The organism is Romboutsia sp. (assembly GCF_056995035.1).
In genome coordinates this window covers 132,793-146,060 of sequence record NZ_JBXKIW010000083.1, presented here as the reverse complement: position 1 = coordinate 146,060, position 13,268 = coordinate 132,793, and the positions used below count along the sequence as shown (strand labels likewise).

Here is a 13,268-nt window from a genome sequence, read left to right as displayed (position 1 = left end):
ACCACACACCCCCACTATCTATGTTATTTATACATTCAAACTGTACGTTTTATTATTCATTTCTACTAATACATCTTTTAGTACTAACTCACTCAAAATTGTATTTACAGATTTTATTTCCATTCTAGTATTATCACAAATTTCATCTATATGCAAGACACCTTGTTTTTTTATAGTGTCTATTATTACAATACTTTCTTGACTTAAGTTTATATTATCATATTTTTTCGAATTTTCTACACTTTTAGTATTACTTATTTTATATTCACTTAAAACATCATCTATATTATTTATTAATTTAGCACCTTCTTTTATAATTTGGTGACATCCCTCACTCATATAAGAGTTTATACTTCCCGGCACTGCAAATATGTTTTTACCTTGTTCTAGACCAAATTCTACAGTGATTAAAGCTCCACTTTTTTTAGCTGCTTCAACTACTATTACACCTTCGCTAATTCCACTTATTATTCTATTTCTATTTGCATAATTACTTGGAAAAACTTTTGAATTTATATTATAATCTGAAATTATTAGTCCTCCATTTGCTAATATCTTGTCAGCTAAATAAATATTTTTTTTAGGTAATATATTATGAACTGAAGAACCTAAAACTGCAATTGTATTTGAATTACCTTTCATGCATCCTATATGAGCATAAGAGTCTATCCCCATTGCTAGTCCACTTATTATATTAATGCCCAAATTAGAAAGTTTTTCACTAATTGTAGTAGCACAATTAATACCATAATTTGTGGCTTTTCTTGAACCTACTACAGCAATTCCGAGATTCTTATTTACAATACTTATATCTCCTTTGTAAAATAATATATTTGGTGCATCATATATATGTTTCAAATTATTAGGATAACCTTTTTCTTCTATGCAAGTATAACTTATATTTTCTTTGTTCAATTTTTCTTTTATATCATCTAAATAAGCAAGACTTCTATATTTTACTATATTTTCCTTGATATTTGAATTTATATTTTCTAAACTGTATATTTCTTTATCACTCAAATAAATTAATTCTTCTATATTTACTATATTATTTTTTATTATCTTTATAGTTTTATTAGTTACTCCATTTATTGAATTTAACCACAAATATGCATCTTTTTTTTCCATAATTCACTCCTACTTAAAATAAGTATAATAAGCTTTTCTAAAAGAAAAAGCTTCCATAATATGATTTGAATCTATATTTTCACTACTTTCTAAATCAGCGATTGTTCTAGCCACTTTTAGTAATTTAGTGTAACTCCTATTGCTTAATTTATATTTATCTAATATTAGTTTTGTAGTATTTAAAGCAGCAGCATCTAACTTACAATAATCCAATAGTTTTGATGATTTAATTTCATCATTTGTTTTTATATTTTCATTTTCAAATCTATTACATTGAATTTTTCTTGCATTTTCTACCCTCTCTCTAATACTTTGTGAACTTTCTGATTTATTATTATTATTTAAATCTTCATAAGACACGGAATTTACTTGTATAAATATATCAAATCTATCTAATAATGGCCCTGATATTTTATTTATATATCTATTTATTTCAAATCCCCTACACTTACACTCATTGTCTGACAAGTAATATCCACATTGGCATGGATTCATAGCTCCTACTAAAAGTAAATTGCATGGATATTTTATATTTTGCTTTACCCTAGATATATTAATATATTTATCTTCTATCGGCTGCCTTAGAGTTTCTAGTATTCGCCTATCAAATTCTGCTATTTCATCTAAAAATAATACTCCTCTATGGGATAGGACCACTTCTCCAGGTGTTGCATTAGCGCCTCCACCTATCAAAGCTTGTCTTGTTGATGTATGATGTGGAGATCTAAATGGTCTTTTGTAAATAATACCTTCACTCTCATTAATAAGTCCTGATGCACTATATATTTTGCTAACTTCTATCATTTCATCTTTTTCTATATGTGGAAGTATAGTTCTAATTCTCTTGGCAATCATAGTTTTTCCTGATCCTGGAGGTCCTATCATAAGTATATTATGATTTCCTGCAGCTGCTATTTCTGCACTTCTTTTAACAAAATAATTTCCTTTTACATCTTCAAAATCTTCATCATAATATTTACTATTTACTTCAAGTGTATTACTTTTCCTCGTTGATAAAATTTCTTTTGTATTAATCACTAAATCATTATTTAAAAATCCAATACACTCGTTTAAAGAGCTTACAGGTACTATCTCTATATCGTCTATAAAAGAACTCTCTACTATGTTTTCTATAGGCAGAAATATTCTTTTTATGCCTTGTTTTTTTGCTCCTATTACTATAGGTAATATTCCTTTTACTTTTCTTATTTTTCCATCTAATGACAATTCTCCAACAAACATGCTCTCATTCAAATAATTATCATCTTTTTTTATAAATCCCCTCAAAATTCCTATAGATATAGGTAAGTCAAGAAATGAACCTTCTTTTTTCATATCTGCAGGAGATAAGTTTACAATTATTCTAGAGTTAGGAAATTTATATCCACTATTCATTATTGCTGATTTAACTCTATCTCTAGCTTCTTTTATTTCTGTGCTCGCAAGCCCTACTATATTAAAACAAGGTATTCCATTATTTATATCAACCTCTACCTTTATTAAAAAGCCTTCTATTCCTATTAAATTACTTGCATTTATAATACTAAGCATAAATATCCTCCCTAAAAAGCATTTACTATATGATTAACTTTATTTTCATTTAAATAAACTTCTATAACATCAAATCTTATTGGTGCATTATATAAATTATTTTGTAATATGTAATATTTTGCAGTTCCTGTTATCTTTTTAATTTTTTTATAACTTACCGCTTCGGAAGGGTATCCATATTTTATATTACTTCTTGATTTTACTTCAACAAATACAATTTCATTTTCTAATTTTGTGATTATATCTATTTCTCCAGTTTTTATTTTATAGTTAGACTCTAGTATTTCAGCGCCTTTGCTTAACAAATATCTACACGCTATATCTTCTCCTAAATCGCCTTTTTGTTTATTATTCATATTTTCTCCTAATTGTAAACTTTTTTGTCATTATTACCTTCTATATATACATGTATACTATTTTTAGTTTTATAATTGAAAATTTTGGTTTTTAGTACTAGTATTACTATATAAGGGGGTATGCATATGTCTAGGGTCAAAAGAAATGAAAATAAGAAAATAAAATTAAGAATAAGAATGAAGCAATTAGCTTTGTTTTTATCTTTACTAGTGTTATTTGCTAGCTTTTTTGTTATGGGAATGTTTAAAATATTTAAAAATAGTAGTAAAAATACCGTAAATGATAAAAATAATGAAGTTGTACAAACAATGACTACTTCGAAAAGTCATAAGCAAATAAATTTAAATGCAGTTGGCGATGTCATGGCTCATAAACCACAACTTCAAGCTCAATATGATTCTTCATCAAACTCTTATGATTTTGATAATAACTTCCAATACGTTAATAGTTTCATAGAAAAATCTGATTTATCTATCGCAAACTTAGAAACTACGTTAGCCGGCTCTTCTATTCCTTATACTTCCTATCCAACATTTAATTCTCCCGACTCTCTAGTAGATGCATTAAAGAATACCGGCCTTGATGTTTTATCCACTATAAATAATCACTCTTTTGATAAGGGAGATTTAGGATTGAAAAGAACGTTACAGGTCACTAAAAAAAAAGGATTTGAAACAGTTGGTACTGTTCAAAACGTAGACGATAAAAATTTTATAATAAAAGACATTAATGATATAAATTTAGGTATCACTTCTTTTTCTTATGGTGAGGTAAAGAATGGCACTAAATATGTAAATGGATTACAAATATCAAATGAATCTAAAGATAAGATGAATGTATTTGATATGCATAGTATAAACAATGCTTTCAATACTATAAAAAAAAACTTAGATAATATTAAAGATACCGACATGCAAATAGTTATACTTCATTGGGGTAGCGAATATAAGAGAACACCTAGTGAATTTCAAATGAACTTAGCTCAAAAACTTTCTGATTGTGGAGTTGATATTATAATAGGCTCACACCCTCATGTTGTACAACCTGTACAAATGATAAAATCCTCCGATGGTAACAATGATACTTTAGTAATATATTCCCTGGGTAATTTTATTTCTAATCAAAGAAAAGAACTTTTAGGATCGTCTTATCCTGAAGATGGTTTAATGTTAAATATTGTAATTAATAAAGATTTTAATCAAGATAAAACTTATGTATCTCAAGTAGAGTGCATTCCAACATGGGTTAATAAATATCAAAAATCAGGAAAATATGTTTATGAAATAATACCTATATATGATAAAGCTCAGATAAATACTATTGAAAATTTGCCGATGAATAAAGTTAAAGCATCTTACAATAATACAATATCTCAAATTAAACAATGTGATATTATTAAAATTCCACCCAATCCATTTGAATAATTATATAATATAAATAATAAACCCCTATGAAAAATTCATAGAGGTTTATTATTTATATTATATGTATTCCTTTATTATCTACGATACTTTTATATATTACTCTGTTGTTTATATCTTTTATAGATTGACATCCTGTTAATATCATAGTTGAGCTTAATTCACTTTTTATTTTCTCAACATAAGTTTCTACACCTTCAGTTTTACCTCCAAATGAGGCTGTCACAAATGGTCTTCCTATTAACACTGCATCCGCTCCTAAACCTATCATTTTAAGAACATCTACTCCACTTCTAACTCCACCATCTGCAAATATTTTAACTTTACCTTTTACTGCTCTCGCTATGTGAGGTAATACTTCTGCAACGCCTGGTGTACAATCTAAGACTCTTCCTCCATGATTTGATACTACTATCGCATCTACACCTGCATCTACTGCCATTAATGCATCTTGCACTGTCATTATTCCTTTTACTATGAACGGAAGTTTAGTTGCTTTTTTTAATACCTTTAAAGCTTTTATATCTTTAGGTTGTACTGTTTTTCCATGCATTGATAATGTAACTAAACCACATGCATCTATATCAACACCTACTGCTATTGCACCAGCTTCTTCTGCTAGTTTTATCTTCTTTATTATATCTTCATTTTCCCAAGGCTTTATAAATACAATCCCCGCCCCATTATTTTCTTTTAATACTTTTAAGTTCTCCATTAAAAATTCATCTACTGCTGTATCTCCTACCATAGCATATATCCCACTATTTGCACAACCTTCTACAACTGGTGTTATATATTCTCTTTCAGAAATTTGTCCCCCCATATTTAATGTAGTACCTGTTATTGGTGCTGCAAATATAGGAGCATCCATATTTTGTCCAAATAATTCTATAGACATATCAGGATTAGATACATTATGAATTACTCTCATATTTATCTTTATTTTTGCTAAACTGTTACTATTTTCAACGAATGAAGATCCACTTCCCTTTCCACCCATCCCTGGTACTTCTCCAGCACAAGCTATACCATTACATACTTTACAAACTTTGCAACTTCCATTTAAATTTTCTCTTGCACTTCTTTCTAATTCTTTAAAATTCATTAATGTTACCCCCACAATTTCATTAAATTTTCCATGAAAATCTCGCTTCCATTCTTATCTCTCAAGTAGTTCACCTATATAATATTAGACTATAAATCTGGTATATTGCTAGTTCTATATTTTAACATTATAAAGTTCAAATTTATTTATTGTACCATTTAATTATAGTATATTTCTTAAAAAACTCTTTCTATGAATAGGAGTTATTCCTTGTTTTTCAATAGCTTCATAATGTTCTTTAGTTCCATATCCTTTGTGTGATTTGAATCCATATTCAGGATACATTTCATCATATTGATACATTATACTATCTCTCGTAACCTTTGCTAATATACTTGCTGCTGCTATTGATATAGACTTTGAATCTCCTTTTATTATAGGGTTTTGTGCTATATCAACCCCCGGTATCGTAGTAGCATCTATTAATAAATAATCTGGTGTTTTTTCTAAACAATTTACTGCTTTTTTCATAGCCATATAAGTAGCCTGCAATATGTTAAATTCATCTATTTCTTCATTATTAACTATTCCTATTCCATAATCTAGAGCTTGGTCTTTTATTATGTCAAATAGTTCATCTCTCTTTGCTTCACTTAGCTTTTTAGAATCATTTATTCCCTCTATCTTAGTATTAGGTTTAAACACGACTACTGAGGCTACAACCGGCCCTGCAAGTGGTCCACGTCCAGCTTCATCTATACCTCCAATATATACATACCCCTTGTGATATCCTTCATTTTCAAATATGTTTATTGTTTCTAATCTTTCATTTTCTCTTCTAATAGCATCTAACTTTTTTGCCATTTTTATAGCTATACTTTGAACTGATTTTCTTTCATCACCTCTTAATATATCTATACATTCTAAATATTTATCAATACTTAAATTATCTATTATTTCTTTGATTTCTTTTACACTTTTGTCTTTCATATTTTTCTCCTTGGTATTATGTTTTCTTATATATTGAGTAGTCTTTACTACAGTAAATTATATATATGTCTAACTTATTAAATTTTTCTATAGTTTAGTATACCTTATAATAATTAATTATAGAATCTTTACACAAAAAAATCGTTGATAAATTAATATCAACGATTTTTTATTTATATATTAACCAACTTTATTAATGTGAGCGCTTTCTTGGTTACTAGCTGAAGGTATGAAGTTTCCTATAACTCCTGCTATTAAAACTGGTACTATCCAGTTAAATCCTAAATTATGCAAAGGTAATTTTGTAACAAATGATACAGAAATTCCTAAATCATTTACTACTGTTAACACGCTTATTAATAAAGCCATATAAGTTGCACCTTTAAAAGCATTATCATTTTTGATTTTATCTCCAAATAATGTCATTATAACTAATACAACTGTTGCTGGATATATAATAGTTAATATTGGACCAGAGAATTTTATTATTGAACTTACACCAAAGTTTGATACTATTGCACTAAATATACAAACTACTGTAACTATCATTTCATATTTTAATTTTCCATTTGTAAGCTTTTCAAAGTATTGTGCTGTTGCTGATACAAGACCTATTGCTGTTGTTAAACAAGCTAGTCCTACTATAGCAGCTAATATGACCTTTCCTGGTTGTCCAAGAAGTGATGCTGTCATTTGTACTATTAATGATGTTTGTACTACATCTTGTCCATATATTTTAGATACTGTTGCTCCAAGGTATGTTAGTCCTCCGTATACTAAAACTAATCCTACTGCTGCAACAACTCCTGCTTTCATAGTTAATTGAATTTTTTGTTTTTCTTCAGTATAACCTTTGTTTACAAGTGATGTTATTATAACAGTTGATAATGCTACTGCACCTAATGCATCCATTGTTTGATATCCTTGCTTAACACCTTCTCCAAATACACCTTGTATCATAGGAGTTGAACTTATTTCTCCTAATGGAGATATTATTCCTTTAACTATTAATACTCCTAATGCAACTAATAATGCTGGTGTTAAATATTGTCCTATTATATCTACAACTTTTGATGGTTTTATAGTTAATATAAAAGTTAATGCAAAGAATAGTATAGAGAATAATATCGGGTTGAATCCACTAAATACTGGTGATATACCCATCTCAAAAGTTGTTGCTGCTGTTCTAGGTATTGCTAAAAGTGGCCCTAGACATATCATTATTGCTGAACCTAATACTATAGCTAAATTTTTTCCTGATCTTCCAAGAACTCGGCCTATTTCTCCATTGCATTTAGCTGCTGCTGCTACTGCTAGTAATGCTAAACCAACATCAGCTAATAAAAATGCAACCAATGCAATTGCCCAACTTGGACCAGCTACTAATCCTAAATACGGTGGAAATATTAAGTTTCCTGCTCCAAAGAACATAGCAAACAATGCAAATCCTACTACTACCACGTCTTTATTTGTTTTGTTCATATTAACTCCCCCTTAAATCCGTTTGAATTTAAATAATTAAATTTTTAATATTAAATTATTTTATTATTTGACTTAATATTTCGAATTAATTGTATAATTTAATATTTTGAATTAATTATAACATCTATATTTTCAAAACGTCAACAATATTTTAAATTTATTAAATATTCTAAATTTTTATATTTTTCTTCTTCGAATCTTGTCACATTATGAAATTACTAGCTTTCAAATAGCTTCTTAATTCTATATTTTTATATATTTTTTAAAATTTCATTTTATATTTTTTTAATCATATGCTTTAATATTAAATTTTCAAAATTTATATCTTAACAAAAAAGTATAGGTAAAACCTATACTTTTTTGTTAAGATATATTATGCTATTAACTTTCCTTGTTTATTTACTTATTAATCATTTTTTTATCTTCTTAATTCCTTAACTAATATAGATACATCAATAACTGTAACTAAAAAGCCTGATGCTAGTTGTACAAATCATACTCTATTTAATCCAAAGAGCTTAGACAATACAACAATCATAGATATTAATAATATCACTAGTCTTAATAAACTTAAAATCATTACTACCTTCACTTTTGCTATAGATTGTATGGGGTTAAATAAATAAAAACTTGCTTTTATTTATTACCTTGAACATTATTTAATAATTTTTCTCCTAAATCTTTTATTTGATTTTCTAAATCATTTATTTTTATATTAAAATCTTCTTTTTGTTTAATTAATTCATCTATTCTTGCTTGTTTTACTTCTATTAATTCTTCATTATTCTTGTCTATTGTCTCTAATTGTTTCTTTAAATCTTCAATTATTTTGTTCTGATTAGCTTCATTTTTTTTTAATTCATCTATAATTTTATAATTTTCACTTATTAAATTACTTACATACAATAAATTCTTATCTTTTATAATTATTGAATTTTTAAGTTCTTCTATATTTTTATCTTTATCCTTTATAATTTTTTCTAAATCTTTAATTTTATAATCTTTATCATTTATTAATTTATTTAATTTATCTATATTATTCTCTTGTTCTTTTATTAACTTATCTAGTTCATTTATTTTGCCCTTCTTTGTAATTATTAAAGAATCTAATTTTTTTAAACTATCTTCTTTTGATTTTATTAAACTATCAAATTCACGCATCTTTGTATTTTTTTCACCTATTATAATATCTTTGTTATTTATTTCTTCTTCTAAATCTTCTTTTTGTATCTGCAATGAATCTACTATCTTATTACTTGTATTTAATTGTCCTGTTAAACTTTGTATTTCGTTATTTGCTGATGTATATTTAATTCCTAATACAATTAACGACACAGCTAATGCAGTACTAACTGCTACTAATATGCTTGACATACGATTCATCTTTCATCACCCTTTAGCATTTTACTTTATAATATGTTAAAAGGTTAATAAGTTTCCATTACAACATAGTTACACTAATCTATTTATCTCCGTTTAATAATTCATTTAAATTATCATACTTTATTTCTTTTTAAATCTAAACATATACTTTCAACTGACATTTAGAACTCAATACCATTACCTAAGGCAATGTTTATTATTTTTATATGTCCTACTATATTAAACTTACACTTCATCACTTAGTTTTAATTTTTTTAAAATTTCAAAAGCCTTCTCTTTTGTTGTCAAAGTTAGCTTAGCATCGTCTGCTAAACTTTCTCCTACATATTTTTTATCAACAAAACTTGCACCATTTTTTATTTTTATAAAATATGGTTTTTTAACATTTGTTTTTGTTATTGTGCAATATGATATGATATCTTTTTCTTTATCATATTCCCATACTTGTACTGCTGTCGATATATTATCCATTGATTCGAATTCAGAAATTATATGTACTTCCTCTATTTCCCCATTTATTAGTTTTTTCATTTCATCTTTACATGCTCCCATAACAAGTACCCCCTCTGATATTTTCATTCACCTATATAACGATTATATCACTTTGTATTTTTTGATGTCATATAATTTAAATACATAAATATATTTATTGATTGTGAACTTTTTAAGCTAAAAAAATTGCTATATTATAAAAATAACATAGCAATTGCAAATATATTTACTTATATAAAATAATTCTGTAATGGTATATAGTTTATTTTCTCATTATTCTTTTTTATATTTATAGCTTTTAAAAATAGTTTAGCTGTATCAATACATGTAAATATAGGTATTCTTCTTTCCGTTGCTTTTCTTCTTAGTTTAAACCCTTCAGTTTCAATATCATCTCCCTTTGTAGGAGTATTTATTACTATACTTATATTTCCATTTGATATAAGATTATTTAATTCATCTAAATCTATTTCTTGTGGGCAAATTCCTTTTTCATTTAAAAACTCATTTGTTCCCTTTGATGCATATATATTAAATCCTAAATCATAGTAATCTTTTATAACATCAAAGCTTTCCTCTTTATCTACATCTTTTAAAGATACGTATACTCCTCCATTTATAGGTATATTAAGATTTACTGCGCTAAATCCTTTGTATATAGCTTTATCTAATTCTTTATCTACTCCCAATACTTCTCCAGTTGATTTCATTTCTGGACCTAAATATACGTCTACATTTGGTAGCTTTTCACTTGAAAATACAGGTATCTTTACTGCATATAGATTTTTATTTTCCATAAGCCCTGTTCCATAATCTAAATCTTTTAAATTCTTGCCTAGCATAACTTCAACTGCAATATTAACCATAGGAACAGAAGTTACTTTGCTAAGTATAGGTACTGTTCTTGAAGATCTAGGATTTACTTCTATTACATATATATCTTTTCCATCAAATACATACTGGATATTAACAAGACCTATTATTTTTAATTCTTTAGCTATTTTATTTGTATAGTCTACTAATGTATCTATTGTTTTATTATCTAAATTTATAGTAGGATATACAGTTATACTATCTCCAGAATGTACCCCTGTTTTTTCAACATGCTCCATAATTCCAGGTATTAATATATTTTCCCCATCAGATATTGCATCTACTTCTATCTCTATTCCTCTTACATATTTGTCTATAAGTACTGAATATTCACTTGATAGACTTACTGCTTCATTTATATAATTTTCAAGAGCATCGTCTTCATAAACCACCTGCATGGCACGTCCACCTATTACATATGAAGGTCTTACTATTACAGGATATTTTAGATTATTAGCTACATTTAAAGCATCTTTTAAATTAGTTACAGCTTCTCCACTTGGCATTGGTATATCTAATTCTTTTAATAGCTTTCCAAATTTTTCTCTATCTTCTGCTAAATCTATAGACTTAAAAGATGTCCCTAAAATATTTACCCCTTTTTCATAAATTTTTTTAGCTAGATTTATAGATGTTTGGCCACCAAATTGAACTATAACACCTTCAGGATTTTCTTTATTTATAACATTCATAACATCATCTATATATAGAGGGTCAAAATAAAGTTTATCTGCAGTATCAAAATCTGTGCTTACAGTTTCTGGATTATTATTTATAATAATTGATTCATATCCTAAGTCTTTTATTGACCATGCTCCATGAACACAACAATAATCAAATTCTATTCCCTGCCCTATTCTTATAGGCCCTGATCCTATAACCACAATTTTCTTATTATCAGATACTATACTTTCATCTTCTTCTTCATAACAAGAATAATAATATGGAGTATTAGATACAAATTCTCCACTACATGTATCTACCATTTTATATATTGGATATATATTATTATCTTTTCTAATTTTATCTAGTGATCTAGAATCAATCCCTGTAATTTCACATATCTCTTTATCTGTAAATCCTATTTCTTGTGCTTCATAAATTAGTTTTGTATCAATAGTTTCTTCTTTTAGTTTATTTTCCATATTTACTATATTATTTATACCATTTAAGAACCATTTATCTATCTTTGTTAATTCATATATTTCATCTATAGATATATTAAGTCTTAGAGCCTGAGCTAGCGCAAATATTCTTTCATCATCACACATTTTTATTTTTTCAATTATTTCATCTTTATTCATATTTATTAAGCTAGGCATTCTAAGTCCTGTGAAATTTGCTTCTAATGATTCTATTGCCTTTAAAAGAGCACTTTCAAAACTTCTGCTTATTGCCATAACTTCTCCAGTTGCTTTCATTTGAGTTCCTAATTTTCTTGTAGCTTTACTAAATTTATCAAAAGGCCACTTAGGTATCTTTACTACTACATAATCTAAGCTTGGCTCAAATAAAGCACTAGAATTTTTTGTTACATAATTTTTAAGCTCGTCAAGGCTGTATCCAATGGCAATTTTAGCTGCTATTTTTGCAATTGGATAACCTGCTGCTTTAGAAGCCAAAGCACTAGATCTACTAACTCTTGGATTAACTTCAATTACAACATATTTATTACTATTTGGATCAAGTGCAAGTTGAACATTACATCCACCTTCAATTTTTAAACTTCTTATTATATCTATAGAAGCTTTTCTAAGCATTTGATATTCTTTATCTCTTAGCGTTTGAGATGGAACAATAACTATACTATCTCCAGTATGAACTCCTACTGGGTCTATATTTTCCATATTACATATAATAATACAGTTATCTTTTTTATCTCTTATTACTTCATATTCTATTTCTTTCCATCCTGCTACACTCTGTTCTAGAAGTATCTGTCCTATAGGACTACTTTTTATACCATTTTCACATAATGGTATAAGTTCATCATAATTATTTGCTATACCTCCACCAGTTCCTCCTAATGTATATGCAGGTCTTATAATTACAGGATATCCAGATTCTTCAATGAATTCTATACAATCATTTATATTTATTGCTATCTTACTCATAGGAACTGGCTGGTTAATTTCTAACATTAATTGTTTAAATAATTCTCTATCTTCCGCTTTTTTTATAGTGTCGCTATTTGTACCTAAAAGTTTTACATTATACTTATCAAGTATTCCTTTTTCGTTTAAATCCATAGCCAAATTAAGTGCTGTTTGACCACCAAAGCCAGCTAAAATTCCATCTGGTTTTTCTTGTTCTATAATTTTTTCTAAAGCTTCTATATTAAGAGGTTCTAAATATACCTTATTCGCAATATTCATATCTGTCATTATAGTCGCAGGATTACTGTTTATAAGAATAGTTTCTATTCCCTCTTCCATTATAGCTTTACATGCTTGTGTTCCTGAATAATCAAATTCTGCTGCTTGTCCAATAACTATAGGTCCTGATCCTATAATTAATACTTTCTTAATATCTTTATCTACTGGCAT

General features: G+C 27.3%; 10 protein-coding genes. 1 reads left to right on the top strand and 9 read right to left on the bottom strand.

Translation table 11 applies throughout. The features are described 5' to 3' along the window. Nucleotides 1-27: 27 nt before the first annotated feature. Genes dprA through AC11VW_RS13735 form a run of 3 tightly spaced genes read right to left on the bottom strand, consistent with a single transcriptional unit; the run spans nucleotide 28 to nucleotide 3,035 of the window. Complete coding sequence (dprA, locus tag AC11VW_RS13745) at nucleotides 28-1,128, bottom strand: DNA-processing protein DprA (RefSeq protein WP_484301994.1); 1,101 nt, start codon at nucleotides 1,126-1,128, stop codon at nucleotides 28-30. 9 nt (nucleotides 1,129-1,137) lie between these two features. Next, nucleotides 1,138-2,679 carry a YifB family Mg chelatase-like AAA ATPase gene (locus AC11VW_RS13740; RefSeq protein WP_484301993.1) on the bottom strand — a complete coding sequence of 514 codons (1,542 nt, stop codon included), beginning with the start codon at nucleotides 2,677-2,679 and terminating at the stop codon, nucleotides 1,138-1,140. Nucleotides 2,680-2,690: 11 nt separating this feature from the next. Continuing rightward, nucleotides 2,691-3,035, bottom strand: a complete 345-nt coding sequence (locus AC11VW_RS13735; RefSeq protein ID WP_484301992.1) for a YraN family protein — start codon at nucleotides 3,033-3,035, stop codon at nucleotides 2,691-2,693. 126 nt (nucleotides 3,036-3,161) lie between these two features. On the opposite strand from AC11VW_RS13735, the gene AC11VW_RS13730 reads away from it, so the two are divergent. Then, nucleotides 3,162-4,460, top strand: coding sequence for a CapA family protein (locus AC11VW_RS13730; protein ID WP_484301991.1), 1,299 nt, complete (start codon nucleotides 3,162-3,164; stop codon nucleotides 4,458-4,460). 52 nt (nucleotides 4,461-4,512) lie between these two features. Here the strand turns inward: AC11VW_RS13730 and AC11VW_RS13725 are convergent, their stop codons facing one another. From AC11VW_RS13725 to carB, 6 genes are all read right to left on the bottom strand, one after another. Next, a complete protein-coding gene (locus AC11VW_RS13725) occupies nucleotides 4,513-5,562 on the bottom strand; it encodes an alpha-hydroxy-acid oxidizing protein (RefSeq protein ID WP_484301990.1) in 1,050 nt (349 codons plus the stop codon). 162 nt (nucleotides 5,563-5,724) lie between these two features. After that, nucleotides 5,725-6,492 (bottom strand): ribonuclease HII, encoded by a 768-nt coding sequence (locus AC11VW_RS13720; protein ID WP_484301989.1) that lies wholly within the window; start codon nucleotides 6,490-6,492, stop codon nucleotides 5,725-5,727. A 180-nt stretch (nucleotides 6,493-6,672) separates the two neighbouring features. Beyond that, nucleotides 6,673-7,974, bottom strand: a complete 1,302-nt coding sequence (gene brnQ, locus AC11VW_RS13715) for a branched-chain amino acid transport system II carrier protein (protein ID WP_484301988.1) — start codon at nucleotides 7,972-7,974, stop codon at nucleotides 6,673-6,675. A 636-nt stretch (nucleotides 7,975-8,610) separates the two neighbouring features. Beyond that, nucleotides 8,611-9,357: a hypothetical protein gene (locus AC11VW_RS13710; protein WP_484301987.1), complete on the bottom strand. Its 747-nt coding sequence runs from the start codon at nucleotides 9,355-9,357 to the stop codon at nucleotides 8,611-8,613. Nucleotides 9,358-9,582: 225 nt separating this feature from the next. Further along, nucleotides 9,583-9,909, bottom strand: a complete 327-nt coding sequence (locus AC11VW_RS13705; RefSeq protein ID WP_484301986.1) for a hypothetical protein — start codon at nucleotides 9,907-9,909, stop codon at nucleotides 9,583-9,585. Between the two features lie 170 nt (nucleotides 9,910-10,079). Next, nucleotides 10,080-13,268 (bottom strand): carbamoyl-phosphate synthase (glutamine-hydrolyzing) large subunit, encoded by a 3,189-nt coding sequence (gene carB, locus AC11VW_RS13700; protein ID WP_484301985.1) that lies wholly within the window; start codon nucleotides 13,266-13,268, stop codon nucleotides 10,080-10,082.

What these genes read in the sequence shown, in the direction of transcription:
- AC11VW_RS13740 (WP_484301993.1), bottom strand. Translation starts at nt 2,679, where the DNA reads ATGCTTAGTATTATAAATGCAAGTAATTTAATAGGAATAGAAGGCTTT.
- AC11VW_RS13705 (WP_484301986.1), bottom strand. Translation starts at nt 9,909, where the DNA reads ATGGGAGCATGTAAAGATGAAATGAAAAAACTAATAAATGGGGAAATA.
- carB (WP_484301985.1), bottom strand. Translation starts at nt 13,268, where the DNA reads ATGCCAGTAGATAAAGATATTAAGAAAGTATTAATTATAGGATCAGGA.
- AC11VW_RS13725 (WP_484301990.1), bottom strand. Translation starts at nt 5,562, where the DNA reads ATGAATTTTAAAGAATTAGAAAGAAGTGCAAGAGAAAATTTAAATGGA.
- dprA (WP_484301994.1), bottom strand. Translation starts at nt 1,128, where the DNA reads ATGGAAAAAAAAGATGCATATTTGTGGTTAAATTCAATAAATGGAGTA.
- AC11VW_RS13710 (WP_484301987.1), bottom strand. Translation starts at nt 9,357, where the DNA reads ATGAATCGTATGTCAAGCATATTAGTAGCAGTTAGTACTGCATTAGCT.
- brnQ (WP_484301988.1), bottom strand. Translation starts at nt 7,974, where the DNA reads ATGAACAAAACAAATAAAGACGTGGTAGTAGTAGGATTTGCATTGTTT.
- AC11VW_RS13735 (WP_484301992.1), bottom strand. Translation starts at nt 3,035, where the DNA reads ATGAATAATAAACAAAAAGGCGATTTAGGAGAAGATATAGCGTGTAGA.
- AC11VW_RS13730 (WP_484301991.1), top strand. Translation starts at nt 3,162, where the DNA reads ATGTCTAGGGTCAAAAGAAATGAAAATAAGAAAATAAAATTAAGAATA.
- AC11VW_RS13720 (WP_484301989.1), bottom strand. Translation starts at nt 6,492, where the DNA reads ATGAAAGACAAAAGTGTAAAAGAAATCAAAGAAATAATAGATAATTTA.